Source organism: Streptomyces inhibens (genome assembly GCF_022221585.1).
GTDB classification, from domain to species: Bacteria; Actinomycetota; Actinomycetes; order Streptomycetales; family Streptomycetaceae; genus Streptomyces; species Streptomyces inhibens.
On record NZ_CP084681.1, the window covers coordinates 1,156,661 to 1,171,096 of the forward strand.

At 71.3% G+C, this 14,436-nt stretch carries 10 protein-coding genes; 9 read left to right on the forward strand and 1 reads right to left on the reverse strand.

What is annotated here, in order from left to right:
* From KI385_RS05495 to KI385_RS05520, 6 genes are all read left to right on the forward strand, one after another.
* On the forward strand, positions 1–3,423 hold the full coding sequence (locus KI385_RS05495; protein ID WP_238571092.1) for an SAV_2336 N-terminal domain-related protein: 3,423 nt from the start codon (positions 1–3) through the stop codon (positions 3,421–3,423).
* Between the two features lie 125 nt (positions 3,424–3,548).
* Positions 3,549–6,041 (forward strand): SpoIIE family protein phosphatase, encoded by a 2,493-nt coding sequence (locus tag KI385_RS05500; RefSeq protein WP_238571093.1) that lies wholly within the window; start codon positions 3,549–3,551, stop codon positions 6,039–6,041.
* Position 6,042: 1 nt separating this feature from the next.
* Positions 6,043–7,143, forward strand: coding sequence for a sugar ABC transporter substrate-binding protein (locus tag KI385_RS05505; protein ID WP_238571094.1), 1,101 nt, complete (start codon positions 6,043–6,045; stop codon positions 7,141–7,143).
* A 12-nt stretch (positions 7,144–7,155) separates the two neighbouring features.
* Entirely contained in the window at positions 7,156–7,935 is a 780-nt protein-coding gene (locus tag KI385_RS05510) for an ATP-binding cassette domain-containing protein (protein ID WP_238571095.1), read from the forward strand.
* Positions 7,932–9,188, forward strand: a complete 1,257-nt coding sequence (locus KI385_RS05515) for a sugar ABC transporter permease (RefSeq protein WP_425356872.1) — start codon at positions 7,932–7,934, stop codon at positions 9,186–9,188. The genes KI385_RS05510 and KI385_RS05515 overlap by 4 nt, the downstream gene beginning before the upstream one ends.
* Positions 9,189–9,233: 45 nt before the next feature.
* On the forward strand, positions 9,234–10,400 hold the full coding sequence (locus KI385_RS05520) for a permease (protein WP_238571096.1): 1,167 nt from the start codon (positions 9,234–9,236) through the stop codon (positions 10,398–10,400).
* Between the two features lie 44 nt (positions 10,401–10,444).
* On the opposite strand, the gene KI385_RS05525 is transcribed toward KI385_RS05520, so the two are convergent.
* Positions 10,445–11,434 (reverse strand): Acg family FMN-binding oxidoreductase, encoded by a 990-nt coding sequence (locus KI385_RS05525; RefSeq protein ID WP_238571097.1) that lies wholly within the window; start codon positions 11,432–11,434, stop codon positions 10,445–10,447.
* Between the two features lie 307 nt (positions 11,435–11,741).
* Here KI385_RS05525 and KI385_RS05530 point away from each other — a divergent pair, with 307 nt between their 5' ends.
* From KI385_RS05530 to KI385_RS05540, 3 genes are all read left to right on the forward strand, one after another.
* Positions 11,742–12,611, forward strand: a complete 870-nt coding sequence (locus KI385_RS05530; RefSeq protein WP_238571098.1) for a universal stress protein — start codon at positions 11,742–11,744, stop codon at positions 12,609–12,611.
* Between the two features lie 102 nt (positions 12,612–12,713).
* Positions 12,714–13,013: a DUF1876 domain-containing protein gene (locus KI385_RS05535; protein ID WP_238571099.1), complete on the forward strand. Its 300-nt coding sequence runs from the start codon at positions 12,714–12,716 to the stop codon at positions 13,011–13,013.
* 67 nt (positions 13,014–13,080) lie between these two features.
* Positions 13,081–14,427: a nicotinate phosphoribosyltransferase gene (locus KI385_RS05540; protein ID WP_238571100.1), complete on the forward strand. Its 1,347-nt coding sequence runs from the start codon at positions 13,081–13,083 to the stop codon at positions 14,425–14,427.
* The last annotated feature ends 9 nt before the right edge of the window (positions 14,428–14,436 follow it).

Here is a 14,436-nt window from a genome sequence, read left to right on the forward strand (position 1 = left end):
ATGACGGGGGGATCGGAGCGGCTGGGGGAGGTACTCGCGGTGTTCGCGGGTGCCGGCGTCGAGCTGGACCGGCACTCGCTGCTCGATGCGCTCTGGCTGGCCGGCCGGCTGCCCACGGGGCAGGACACGGCGCCTCTTGCCCGGGCGTTATGTGTCGGTCATGAGGCAGCGGATGCCGAGGACCTGGCGGATCCGCCGCCGCCCGTGCCGGACGACGGCGCCGTGACCGAGGCGGAACCACCCGACGTACTGCCGCTGGACGACCTCGGCGGTGATCTGCATGCCGCGCCGGCGCCCGCCACGGCACCGCGCCCCCGGCGGCCGGAACATCCGCTGCCGCCGAAGAACAGTGCGGCGGTACCGCTGCGGGTTCCGGAGAACAAGGCGCTCCTCGGGGAGTTGGGCATCGGCCGGGCGCTGCGCCCGTTGCGGCAGCGCCGGGCCCACACCCGTCTTCAGGAGTTCGACGAGGCGGCGACGGCCGCCGCGCTCGCCGAGAGCGGGCTGCCCGACGTCGTGCTGCGTCCCGGGCACGAACGGTGGCTCGATCTGGCGCTCGTGGTGGACGACGGTATGTCGATGCTGTTGTGGCGGCGGCTCGCCGTCGAGTGGCGGACGATGATGCAGCGGATCGGCGCGTTCCGGGTGGTGCGGGTGCACGGTCTGGACACCCGCGGTCCCGATGCTCCGTTGTTGCGCGGCCGCCCGTTCGACCCGGATACGACCTCGCTGCCGCCGGCGGTACTGGCCGATCCCTCGGGCCAGACCCTGGTTCTGCTGTTGAGCGACGGCATGGGCGCCGCCTGGCGGGACGGGCGGATGCACCGGGTGCTGGGGCGCTGGGCGGCGAACGGACCGGTGGCCGTGTTGCATGCGCTTCCGCGGCGGCTGTGGGGAGGCTCGGGAATCCGGGCCGACCGCTGGCGTGTGACCACACGTCGGCGCGGGGCCGCGGGTGGCTCGTGGACGGTCAGCGATCCGGTGCTGCCGGCCGAACTCGCGCCGTTCAACGGGCTGCCGGTGCCGGTGCTCGAGGCGGCCGCGGGCCCCGTATCGGTGTGGTCGCGGTTGCTCGCCTCGACCGGTGGCACGGTCCAGCTCCCGTTGTTGCACGCCCCGGCGGGACGGGCCGCCGTCCCGCTCGGTGACGACCCGGACGGGGTACGGCGGTTCCGTGACGCGGCCTCGCCCGAGGCGTACCGGCTGGCCGCCCATATCGCGGCGGTCGCGCCCGTGTCCGTGCCGGTGATGCGGCTGGTGCAGTCCGCGGTGCCGTGGTCCGCCGACACCGCCCATCTGGCGGAGGTGTTCCTGGGCGGTCTGATGCAGCCCGCCGAGGCGCCGGTGACCGGTCCGCTGCGCGACCAGCACCGGATCTTCGACTTCTCGGAGGGGGCCAAGTCTGCGCTGCTGGACGCCGTCTCCACGCCGGAACTGCTGCGTACCGGCCGGCACATCGGTCGCCGTCTGGAGCAGCTGGCGGGACGCTCCCCCGATTTCCCCGCATGGCTTGCGCATCCGGACGGCATGGATCGTCTGCCGACCGGTTCGCGCGCGTTCACCTCGGTGGAGCGGCGGCTGATGGCCCGGCTCGGTGCCTCCGTGCAGGTGGCGCCGCCGGACGAGGACGATATGGAGTTCGCGGGTCCCGACGGCTGGCGTCCGCTCACGGCCCGCGATCCGCGCCGGCTGGGCCCGTACACGCTGCACGGCCGGCAGCCGGGCGCGCGTTCCCTGGTCTATCTGGGCCGCGACCGTCACGGCAACGAGGCGGCGCTGCGCGTGATCCGGCCGGGTGCGCCGGACGAGGCCCGGGCGATGCTGGCCACCGAGGCGGAGGCGCTCGGGCGGATGGCCGGGCAGTACGCGCCGCTGCTGCTGGGCACGGGTGTGCACGACGATCCGCCGTGGATCGCCATGCAGCTCTACCGTCCTTCCGGGCAGGACGAGGGCGGGCCGCCGCCGCAGCTGAGCAGCATCCTGCGGCCGGACGCGGCGTCTCATCTGCGGCGCGACACGCTGCTGTCGATCGCCTACGGATGGCATCTCGCGAGCGCGGTCAATCTGTGCCATCTCAAAGGGCTGGTGCTGCCCGAGCTGACGCCGCAGAGCGTCCATGTCGTGGGCCGTTCGCTGATGCTGACCGGCCTGGGGCGGTGCGGCATCGACGGGCGCTTCCGGGCCCGGGGGGCGGAGGCGGTCCCCACCATGGCGGACAACGTCGAGTCGCTGGGGCAGATCCTGCGCAGGCTCGGGGACAAGCACCGCGCGCCGCAGTCGGCGGAGGGCGGGGACATGGCGCTGTGGCAGGGCGACACCTGGCGTCCGTTGCGGGACATCGTCACCGCGTGTCTGTCGGAGGATCCGCGGCAGCGTCCGACGGCGGGTGAGGTCGCCGAGGGCTTCGCCCGTTACGTGCCGCTGGCGACGGAGCTGCGGGCGGGTGACGGCGCGGCCTCCGGGGGTGCGGGAGACGGGGACGGTGCATCGGGCACCGCGCGCTTCTCGTTCCGCCCGGGTCCGCAGATCCCGCTGGACGACGGCTCGGCGGAGCCGGCCGAGGGGGCGGCGCAGCCGCTGCGGGGCGGGGGCCTGGCTCCGCGGCTGGGGTTGCGGCGGGCCGGGCCGGAACAGCTGCGGAAGTGGGAACTGATCCGTGCCCGCCTGGGTTTCAGCTATCGGGCCACGGTCGTCGGGGTGGAGGCGGACGTGGGCCGGAGCACGGTCACGATCGCGCTCGGGTCGCTGCTGGCGGCCGCCCGCGGTGGCCGGGTGATCGCGGTCGACGCGGGGTACGCGGTCGGTGAGCTGGCCGGCCGGCTGAATCTCGGCGGCTCCGCGGGGCTGCGCCGTGATCTGCTGCGCGCCTTGCCCTCGGTCGGTTACGAGGATGTGCTGCGCCACACCTTGGACGCTCCGTCAGGGCTGCGCGCGCTCACACACGGTCTCGGCCGCACCACCCCGGTCGCGGTGTTCGACGAGGAGTACCGCCGGCTGATGGAGCTGCTGAGCCGGCACTTCTCCGTCGTCCTCGCGGACTGGGCCCATCTGCGGACGGAGACCGTCACGGACACCGTCCTGGCGGTGACGGACCGCCTGGTCGTCGTGGCGCGGATGACCGAGCGCGGTCTCGATCAGACACGGTTGCTGCTGGCTCATCTGGCGCGCCGCGGGTACCGCGCCCTGGCGGAGCGCGCGGTCCTTGTCGTCACGGGGCTGAGCGGACCGGACCGGCCGCTGCGGCGTGAAGAGTTCGTCGAGGGGTTCCGCGACCATTCCGGCGGGCTGGTCTTCATCCCCTTCGACTACCGCCTCGACAGCCAGCGCGATATCGACATCACCCGACTGCGGTCCAAGACGTACGAGGCGTTCGTCGACCTGGCCGCGCTGCTGGCCGAGGACTTCCCCGGTCACGCACCGTGATCCGGCGCCGACTCGCTCCCCTCTCCCTGCATGCCGCACCATGGAAGATAGGCGGTAAATTACGAAATATCCGATGAAGCGGTGGCGGGGTCGACGCCCTGGCCCCGAGGGCGGATACGGCGACCGTGGCTTACGACGACGGCTTCCCGCGTACGGAGGCGGTGCAGGCAGTGACCGCGCGGGTCCTTGGGCATTCCGGGGCGGAGCTGACCGCCGTCTACGTGCCGGCCGAAGGGGAGGGCGATCTTCAGCTGGCCGAGATGGTCGGAGGTTCCTGCGTTCCCTACGGACTGCCGACGAGTTACGCGGTGTCCGGCAACTCTGCGGTCGCCGCGGCCTTCCGCACGGGCCTGCCCCAGTGGCTGAGCCCTGCGAAACCCTCGGATTTCGGCGCCTATGACGGTGCCCAGGCGGTACCGGCCGATGTCTCGCTGGGCGTGCTGCCACTGGGCGAGGATCCCAAACGGCTGGGGTGCCTGGTCGTCGTGGACAAGGCCGACGCCTTTGACGCGGACCGCCGGCACCTTCTGGAGCTGCACGCCGACCAGGTGGCCGCGGGGCTGGAGGCCGTCGCGGCGCGGGTCATGGCGCGCACCGAGCGGCGGTCGCTGCTCGGCCCCGGGCTGGACACGCTGCGGGGCGGCGCATTCACCCTGGTGCTGGGCACCGGGCGGATCGACGCGGACTCCCAGGTGCTGGAGCTGTTCGGTATCGCTCCGCAGGAGTTCGACCGGCGGGTGGAGACGCTGCTGGCGTGCACCGCGCCGGACGACATTCCCGCACTGATGTCGATCGTGGAGCCGGGCGGGGTGGCCACCGGCGGCCAGCAGCTGTCGTTCCGTATTCGCCGGCCGAACGGGGAGCTGCACTGGCTGAGCCTGCGCTGCCGGGTGCTGGTCGACGCCGACGGCGCTCCGGAGCGGATGCTGGGGGTGGTCGCCGACGCCTCCTATCTGCGTCCCAGTGCCGACGAGGTCTCCGTCGTGCAGCGGCTGTCCGCCGCGCTGGCCGGGGCGACGACCATCCGGGAGGTGAGCCGGGCGGTGGTCGCGGCGCTGCGTGCACCGCTGTCGGCCAGTCGGGTGGCGGTCGCCGAGCTGGAGGCCGACCGGCTGGTGGTGACGCTCCTCGACCCTCCGGAACCCGTTGCCTGGCCGGCCGTGTGGCAGTCCGAGTGGCGGTCCGAATGGCCCGATGCCTCGTGTCACGCGATGCCCACGCTGGAGGGCGTGCTGCGGGGCGGGCATGTCGCCCTGTGGCCTCCGGATGCCCCCTTGGAGCCCGGCCTCGCGGGCATCGGCCCCGGTGGGCTCGCCGTACTGCCGCTGCCGGCCGACGGGCGGATCGTGGGGGTGTGCCTGGTCGGGTGGGACGAGCCGCATTCGTTCGGGCCGGAGGAGCGGTCGCTGCTGACCGCGACCGCGGGTCTGGTGGGGCAGGCCCTGGTGCGGGCCCATGCGCTGGACGCCGGGCACGAGCTCGCCACCATGCTGCAGCGCAGTCTGCTGCCCCGTAAGCTGCCGGAGCTCCCGGGAGGGGTGGCCGTGGCCCGCTATCTGCCCGCCACGATGGGGCTCGAAGTGGGCGGCGACTGGTATGACGTCATCCCGCTGTCCGACGGCCATGTGGCGTTCGTGATCGGCGATGTGGAGGGGCACAGCGCCGGTGCCGCCACGATCATGGGCCAGATGCGCACGGCCATCAGGGCCTACGCGGTGGAGGGCCATCCGCCCGATGTGGTGGTCGCCCACGCCAACCGTCTGCTCCACGGCATGGAGACCGATCTCTTCGCCACCTGCTGCTATGTGGACCTGGACATGGAGGAAGGCATCGCCTGGTTCGTCCGGGCCGGGCATCTGCCGCCGTTGCTTCGGTACCCGGACGGCAGCACCGAGGAACTGTCGGTCGAGGGCGGACCCCCGCTGGGCGTGGCCGCGGACGGGGAATTCCCGTTGACCGAGGTCGGACTGGCTCCCGGCACCGTTCTGGTGCTGCTCACGGACGGCCTGGCCGAGTCGGCCAGCCTTCCCCTGGATGACGGCATCCGTCGCGTACGTGAGCTGCTCGCCGCGGCCGACCCGGCCGATGCCGGGCGGGTGGCCGATGCGCTGCTGGGGAGCGACAAGCGGCGCGACGACGATGTGGCGGTGCTGGTCCTGCGCTACGACGGGATGCGGGTCCGCCCGACCCGGGTCCGCTGGACGGTGTGGCGGCTGCCCGACGCCGTCATGCACGCCCGCCGTTTCACCGGCCGCACGCTGCGCACCTGGGGTGTGACGGAGGAGGTGGACGTGGCGCTGCTGGTGGTGTCCGAGCTGGTCACCAACGCCATTGCGCACACACAGGGCGAGGTGCGGCTGGATCTGACGCTGACCGCCGACCGTCTGCGGATCGCTGTGAACGACGCCTCGCCGCGGGCACCTGTCAAGCCGGCGACAGTGGACTGGGAGGCGACCGGCGGCCGCGGGCTGCTGCTGGTCGAGGCGATGTCGGCGTCCTGGGGCTCGGTGCCGCTGAGCGGCGGCAAGCAGGTGTGGAGCGAGGTCGCCCTGCTGCCGGGCGAGCGGCTCGGCACGGGGGATGCGGCGGCCGCTGCGGAGGGTGAGGAGGTCCGGTGACGTGAACGCTCGCCTGCGTGGTGCTGCCGTCGTCCTGGCCGGCCTGTGCATGGTGGCCGGCCCGGCCGCCTGCGGGGAGGCGGGCGGGGCGCACGAGCCGACCGGACCTGCTTCCGGCGGTGCGTTGAAGATCGGTGTGCTGATCCCGGACAGCACCTCTCGCTTCCACTATTTCGACAAGCCCCTGATCGAGAAGAAGATCCATCAGCTGTGCGGTGAGTGCACGGTGGAGACCGTGAGCGCGCAGCATGACGTGGCCACCCAGCAGCAGCAGATGGACGCGATGATCACCAAGCAGGTGAACGTACTGATCCTCGACGCCACCGACTCCAAGTCGCTGCGTGCCCCGGTCGAGAACGCGCGCCGGGCCGGCATCCCGGTCGTCGCATATGACCGCCTCGTGGAGGGGCCGGTCTCCGGCTATGTCTCCTTCGACGGCGCGAAGGTCGGCCGGCTCCAGGGCGAGGCACTGCTCAGGGCACTCGGGGACAAGGCGCACAGCAGCCAGATCGTCATGATGAACGGCGCTTCGACGGACCCCAACTCCGCCTGGTTCAAGGCGGGCGCGCTGTCCGTCCTCCAGGGCAAGGTGCGGATCGGCAAGGCGTACAACACCGCCGGTTGGCGTCCGGAAGTCGCCAACGCCAATATGTCCGGCGCCATCGCGGCCCTCGGCGCCGAGAACATCGACGGTGTCTACTCCGCCAATGACGGCCTCGCCTCCGGCATCATCTCCGCGCTGAAGGCCGCGAAGGTCGATCCGCTGCCGCCGATCACCGGCCAGGACGCCGAACTCACCGCCATTCAGCGCATCGTCGCGGGCGAGCAGTACATGACCGTCCTCAAGCCCTTCAAGCCCGAGGCCGATGCCGCCGCCACCATGGCCGTCGCACTGGCGCGCGGCGAGAAGCTCGACGACATCGCCAAGCAGCGGATCAACAGCCCGACCACGCACGGCATCCCGGCCGTGCTGCTCACCCCGGTTCCGGTGACCGTGCAGCACATCAAGGACACCGTGATCAAGGACGGCATGTACACGATCGATCAGATCTGCACCCCCAAGTACGCGTCCGCCTGCGCGAAGGCGGGGCTCACCAGGTAAGGCAGGTACCCCATGTCAGCACCGCCCTTGCTGGCGCTGCGCGGAATCTTCAAGCGGTTCGGCGCCGTCCAGGCCCTCGCGGACGTCGAGCTGGAGATCCGCGCCGGTCAGGTCGTCGCGCTCGTGGGGGACAACGGCGCGGGCAAGTCCACACTGATCAAGGTGATCGCCGGGGTCGACCCCGCTGACGAGGGCGTCATCGAGTGGGACGGCCGACCGGTCCACCTCGCCCGGCCGCATGACGCCCAGGACCTGGGGATCGCCACGGTGTACCAGGATCTCGCGCTGTGCGACAACCTCGACGTGGTCGGCAATCTCTTCCTCGGCCGCGAGATCCACCGGGCCGGCCTGCTGGACGAGGTGGAGATGGAGCGCCTCACCCTGGACCTGCTCCAGACACTCGCCATCCGGATGCCCAGCGTGCGCCTCCCGGTCGCCTCACTGTCCGGCGGCCAGCGGCAGACCGTCGCGATCTCCCGTTCGCTGATCGGCGAGCCACGGCTGGTCCTGCTCGACGAGCCCACCGCGTCGCTGGGCATCGAGCAGACCGCACAGGTCCTCGACCTCGTCGAGCAGCTGCGCGAACGGGGCCTCGGGGTGCTGCTGATCAGCCACAACATGGGGGACGTCAAGGCCGTCGCGGACTGGATCGCGGTACTGCGGCTCGGCCGCAACAACGGGTTCTTCGATGTCACGACGACGTCCCACGAGCAGATCATCTCCTCCATCACCGGGGCCACCGACAACGCCGTGACGCGCCGCGCGGCACCCGGGTGGGAGGTGGAGAGGTGAGCAGGACATGGACGTCGCCGCTGCGCAAGCGCCGGCCGGCCGGCCGGGACGAACGGCCCCCGCCCGGGCGCGCCCGGCAGAACCCCCTCGACATGCTCAAACGCAGATTCCACAGCGGCGAGCTCGGCTCGGTCCCGGTCGCCCTCGGCCTGCTCGTGGTGTGGATCATCTTCGCGGGCCTCAACGAGAACTTCCTCTCGCCGCGGAATCTGTCCAACCTGAGCGTGGATATCGTCGGTATCGGGATGATCTCGACCGGGGTCATCTTTGTGCTGCTGCTCGGTGAGATCGATCTGTCGGTCGGCTCGGTGAGCGGCCTGGCGGCGGCCGGGTTCGCGGTGCTGAACGTGATCCATGGCGTGCCGGAAGGCCTTGCGCTGCTGCTCGCGGTGGTGGCCGGCACGGTGATCGGAGCCGTACAGGGGTTCTTCTTCGCCAAGGTCGGGGTGCCCGCGTTCGTGGTCACGCTGGCTGGCCTGCTGGGCTGGAACGGTCTGATGCTCTACATCCTGGGGTCCAGCGGCACCATCAACCTGGACGACAAGGGCCTGGTCGCCATGCTGACCAACTACTACTTCACCAATGTCGCCGCCGCGTACGGCCTGGCGGCGCTCGGCACCGCCGGGTACTTCCTCGCCTCCTACCAGGACGTGCGGCGCCGCAAGGCCGCCGGAGTGCCGGCCAGGCCGCTGCGCGAGATCGTCCTGCGCACCGGTGTGCTGGCGGTGATCTGCCTGACCGCGGCCGCTGTGCTCAACGAGTTCCACGGCCTGCCGCTGGCCCTGCTGATCTTCCTGGTCTTCCTCGTGGGCCTCGACCAAGTCCTGCGCCGTACGCCCTACGGACGGATGGTCTTCGCGCTCGGCGGCAGCGTCGAGGCCGCCCGCCGTACCGGCCTCAATGTGGACCTGGTGCGGATCTCGGTGTTCATGGTGTCGGGGACGATGGCCGCCATCGGCGGCCTGTTCCTGGCCTCCCGCGTCACCTCGGCCACCCAGACCGCGGGGTCGGGCAATCTGCTGATGGACGCCATCGCCGCCGCGGTCATCGGCGGTACCAGCATGTTCGGCGGCCGGGGCAGGACCTGGTCCGCGCTGCTCGGTGTCCTGGTCATTCAGTCGATCGCCTCCGGTGTGGCGCTCATGGGCATCCAGACCGCCGCCCAGTTCATGATCACCGGTGGTGTACTGCTGGTCGCCGTGGTCATCGACTCGCTGTCGCGGCGGGCGCAGAAGGCACACGGGCGGGTCTGACACCGCCGCGTTTGGGCCGGGGTGCGCCAAGGAACACCTCAGCCGATGTCCGCGATCACCCATGCACTGTCCATCGCCGGGTCCATGACCTGGGAAATCACCTGGGCGTTGATCCTGGGCTTTGCGCTGTCCGCGATCGTCCAGGCCGTGGTGCGCAAATCCACCGTCGTCGGCCTGCTCGGCGACGACCGCCCCCGCACCCTGGCACTGGCCTCCGCGCTGGGCGCCGCGTCCTCCTCCTGCTCGTACGCCGCCGTCGCCCTGGCGCGTTCCCTGTTCCGTAAAGGCGCGCATTTCACCGCCGCCATGGCGTTCGAGATCGCTTCCACGAACCTGGTGGTCGAACTCGGCGTCATCCTGGCGCTGTTGCTGGGGTGGCAGTTCACGGCCGCGGAGTTCATCGGCGGACCGGTCATGATCCTGCTGCTGGCCTTGCTGTTCCGCCTCTTCCTGCGCGAGAAGCTGCTGGACCGGTCCCGCGAGCAGGCCGAACGTGGCCTGGCCGGCTCGATGGAAGGGCATGCCGCGATGGACATGTCCGTGCAGCGCGAGGGTTCCTTCGCGGGGCGGCTGTTCTCCGGTGCGGGATTCACCTCGACCGCGCATGTCTTCGTGATGGAGTGGGCCGCGATCATCAAGGACCTGGTGATCGGCCTGCTGATCGCCGGCGCGATCGCCGCCTGGGTCCCCGACAGCTTCTGGCGCTCCTTCTTCTTCGAAGGCCACCCGCTGGCCGCGAAGCTGTGGGGGCCGCTGATCGGTCCGCTGGTGGCGATCGCCTCGTTCGTCTGCTCCATCGGCAATGTGCCGCTGGCGGTGGTCCTGTGGAAGGGCGGCATCAGCTTCGGCGGGGTGGTCGCCTTCATCTTCTCCGACCTGCTGATCCTGCCGATCCTGAACATCTACCGGAAGTACTACGGGGCCAAGATGGCCCTCTTTCTGCTGGGCACGTTCTACGCGGCCGTCGTGGTGGCGGGCTACTTCGTCGAATTCACCTTCGGCGCACTGGGGCTGATCCCTCACCAGGCCGACGCGCAGATCCCCATGTCGGGCGTCTCCTGGAACTACACCACCTGGCTCAACATCGTCTTTCTGCTGCTCGCCGCCGCGCTGGTCCATCGATTCCTGCGCACCGGGGGCCGTGCCATGCTCCGCATGATGGGCGGCTCACCGCACGAGCCGCACGAGCCGCACGAGGGGCATGCGGCCTGACACCCCGCGGATCACCCCTCCTTCGGGTCACGCCGCGTCGCCGGTCACGGCCCGATCGTCAGTACCTGCCCCACCGGACGCCGTGGCGTACGGGGCCCGGACGGGCCGTAGCCCAGGCGGACGACCATCTGCACATGGCCGGTTCCGGAGACCGGGTCGCGCAGGATCCACCGCAGCTCCGGCCATTCGAGGGCCTGGGTCGCGAACGAGGCGGTCACACCGTGCAGCGTGGCCAGGAGCAGTACCCGCTCCAGGGCCTGGCCCGCGCTCAGCCAGTTGGTGGGGGTGTCGCCCGCGGTGCTCAGCAGCGCCAGTTGCGGGTGGCGCTCGAAGTCGAAGAACGGCCGTCCGGGGACCGGGCGCAGTCCGGCGAAATCACGGGCCGGCGCCATGCCCGCGCGCTTGCGGGGGCCCAAGGCGTAGTCCGGGATCCCGTCCACGGGCGCCTCGGCCGAGGTGTCCCGGATCCAGCTCCGCTCCTCCGCCGCCCGGTCCGGGTCCATGTGGTCATAGCCTTCCGCGTCGCTGACAAGGGCGAGCACCGTCTGGAGGTGCGGCGGCGTCACCCACGTGAACTGCGCGCCCTCGCGGCGGGCGGCCTCGGAAAGGTCCGTACGGACGCTCTCCGGGATCTGCCGGTCCGCGAAGGGGTAGCGGCTGGTGTGCCGTTCATGGATCGCGGGATACAGGTCGGTGAGCGCCTCGTCCGGCATCGCGTGCCGGGCGTCCAGCCGCACCGTGGCCAGCAGTGCCGGATCGGCCGGGACCGGCAGCAGCGTCGTGGCCGTCCGGTGTCCGGTCTGCCCGGCGGCCACCCTCAGGTTCAGCAGCGCCGCGCCACAGCCGAGGTGCAGGCCGCGGGTGGCCGGGTCGCCGTGCGGCAGCGTGCGCTCCAGGTCGGCCCGGAGGGCGAAGGTGCGGCTGCCGCGGTGGTAGCGGAAGCGCCATGGCTGGGCGTTGTGCATGGAGGGGGCGGTGGTGGCGTCGGTGACGATGCCGGTCACCGTGGCGTCGTCGAGGGTTCGGGTGGACACCGGGCACCTCCGTGGTGAGTGGACGGCCGGATGGCAGGCTCCTTCAGCCTGGTGCGTACGGGGCGGGGCGGTCAGGGGCCATCGGGCCCCGACCGTGGACCATCCGGCTCATTCCGGCCGCCGGTTGCCCGACGGTACCGGGTGGCTCATGCCGGAGCGGGCTCGGCGGCGCACTCTGGAGAGAGGCGATCCGGGACGAGATGGCGCGGGATGTGCCGAGCCGGACGCTGCGGCTGGGCGCGTCGGACATGAGTTGCCCAACGGCCGCCGGCCCCGCCACAGCCGTCCCAGGAAACGGAGCGAGGTCATGAAGGACGTCATCACCGCCGGTGTGGACGGTACGCCGGAGTCCTTGGCGGCCGTCTCGTGGGCGGCGCAGGAAGCACAGCTGCGCAACGCGCGATTGCGGCTGCTGCACGCATGGGTGCTGCTCGCGCCGGAACCGGCGCACCGTCCTCCGACCGAAGGGGATCAGAACTACTGGGCCCACCGGATGATGGACGAGGCCCGCGAGGCCGTCCGGACCGCCCATCCGGAGCTTCCGGTGGACGAGCACCTGGTGGCCAAGGACCCACTGGAGGCCCTCCGCGAGGCCGCCGGGCAGTCGGACCTGCTGGTCCTCGGCTCCCGCGATCTGGGACCGGTGGAGCGCTATGCCCTCGGGGAGCTGGGGCTCCAGCTCGTGGCGCACACCGACTCCCCCACCGTTCTCGTACGCGCCCGGCAGAGCGCCACCGAGACACGGCGGGGCGGTGATGTGGTGGTCGGGCTGAGTCTGCACGAGCCGTGTGAGGCGCTTTTGGCCTTCGCCTTCGACAGCGCCGCGCGGCGGGGTGCCACGCTGCGTGCCGTACACGGCAGGCACCTTCCGTCGTATGCGTACAACCGTGGCGGCGGAGTGGAGCCGGTCGCCGCGGAGGATGCGGAGCGGGACGCCCGGATGGAGCTGAACGCGGCGCTGCGTCCGTGGCGGGAGAAGTACCCGGACCTGCGCGTGGACGACCGGGTGGAAATGGAGAGCCCGGCGCCGGCGCTGCTGCGCGACACGGCGGACGCGGCGCTGCTCGTGGTCGGCCGCCGGCACCGGCACCGGTTGCCGGCGCCGCGTATCGGCCATGTCGTACAGGCCGCGGTCCACCACGCTCCGTGTCCGGTGGCGGTGGTGCCGCACGAGTGACCCGCACGTCACCCTCTGCCGTGCCCATGACGCCCCGCCGGAGAAGGCGGATGATGGCGGTGGGGGCATGAGAGTCCGGATCCCGGGATGCGGAGGAATGCCATGGCGAAGACTGTCGAGTGGGACGTCCGTCTGTACCTGTTCGAGGAGGACGGGACGACCACGGCACGCGTGGTGCTGAACACCGGGAGCAACTCGCTCACCGGGCACGGCAAGGCCCGGTGCAACCCCGAGGACCGGGATGTGCCGGAGATCGGGGACGAGATCGCGGCCGGGCGTGCGATGCGGGACCTCGCCGGACAACTGCTGCGGGTGGCGGACGACGATCTGGAGGGCATCGGCGCCGGACCGCCCGTACGGGAGCGGCGGGTCGCCTACGGCTGGACGAGCGCGATGGCGTGAACCTCGCCGCCGCGCGTCGGGCCCGCGGGGCCCGGGGCGGGCGGCGCGGGCGTGGAAGGAGTCGGCGATGTCGGATGCGACGATCACCGACCTGTACGAAGTGACCATGGCGCTTTCGTATCTGCGCGAGGGCATGACGCAGCCGGCGACATTCAGCTGCTTCGTACGGGAGCTGCCACCGCACCGGGGGTTCCTGATCGCCGCGGGTGCGGAATCGGTGCTCGATTTCCTCTCCGATTTCCGTCTGCGGCGCGAGGACGTGGAGGTCTTCGCCGAGACCTTGCAGCGGCCCGCGCAGGATGTGGCACCGCTGCTGGACATGCGTTTCACCGGTGAGGTGCGCGCCGTGCCGGAGGGGCGCGTGGTGCTGGCCGGTGAACCCCTGATGGAAATCACCGCTCCGCTGCCGCAGGCCCAGCTCGTGGAGTCGTTCGTACTGAATCAGCTCAACCATCAGACGGCCGTCGCCTCCAAATGCGTCCGCTGTGTGATCGCCGCGCGGGGGCGCCCCGTTGTGGATTTCTCGCTGCGGCGCACTCATGGCACCCAGGCCGCTTTCCAGGCGGCCCGTCTGGGTGCCATGGCGGGCTTCGCGGGCACCAGCAATGTGGCGGCGGCGCATGCCGAACAGCTGCCGGCCGTCGGCACCATGGCGCATTCCTATATCGAGGCGTTCGAGGACGAGGAGGCGGCATTCACCGCGTTCGCGCAGTGCCATCCCGGGCCGGTGACCCTGCTGGTGGACACCTACGACACCGAATCCGGCGTGGCGGCAGCGGCCCGCGTGCTGAATGCGCTGGGCCGGGGGGACGGATCGGCGATTCGACTGGACAGCGGTGACCTGGGAAGGCTGGCTTTCCATGCCCGCGCGATGCTGGACAACGCGGGTCTGCCCCAGGTGCGGATCGTCGCCAGCGGCGGGCTGGACGAATTCGCCGTCCACGATCTGGTGCGCTCGGAAGCGCCGATCGATATTTACGCGGTGGGCACCCGGGTCGGGGTGAGCGCCGACGCTCCCTATCTGGATTCCGCGTACAAGCTCGTCGCCTACGAGGGCCGCTCCGTGATGAAGCTTTCGGCGGCGAAGGTGACCGCCCCCGGCCGTAAGCAGGTATTTCGCCGGCCCGGTTGCCACGATGTGATCGGCCTGGCCGACGAACCGCCCCCTGAGGGCAGTACGCCGCTGCTGGAAACGCTGATGCGCGCGGGCGGGCGCAGCGCCCCGCGCGACCGGCTGGAGGACGCCCGGCAGCGGCTCGCGGCGGACGTCGCCGAGCTGCCCGCGACGGCCCGCCGCATCCGGTCGCCGCAACCTGTGCGGGCGAAGGTGTCGCGGCGGCTGTCCGTCCTGACCGACAAGGTCCGGCGGCGGATCGAGCGCGAGGTGCTGGCCCCGTTCGGCTCGCATGCCTGAGCTCACGGC

Excerpts from the sequence above, each read along its gene's own strand:
- KI385_RS05530 (WP_238571098.1), top strand. The coding sequence starts at position 11,742 with ATGAAGGACGTCATCACCGCCGGTGTGGACGGTACGCCGGAGTCCTTG.
- KI385_RS05540 (WP_238571100.1), top strand. The coding sequence starts at position 13,081 with ATGTCGGATGCGACGATCACCGACCTGTACGAAGTGACCATGGCGCTT.
- KI385_RS05510 (WP_238571095.1), top strand. The coding sequence starts at position 7,156 with ATGTCAGCACCGCCCTTGCTGGCGCTGCGCGGAATCTTCAAGCGGTTC.
- KI385_RS05535 (WP_238571099.1), top strand. The coding sequence starts at position 12,714 with ATGGCGAAGACTGTCGAGTGGGACGTCCGTCTGTACCTGTTCGAGGAG.
- KI385_RS05495 (WP_238571092.1), top strand. The coding sequence starts at position 1 with ATGACGGGGGGATCGGAGCGGCTGGGGGAGGTACTCGCGGTGTTCGCG.
- KI385_RS05520 (WP_238571096.1), top strand. The coding sequence starts at position 9,234 with ATGTCCGCGATCACCCATGCACTGTCCATCGCCGGGTCCATGACCTGG.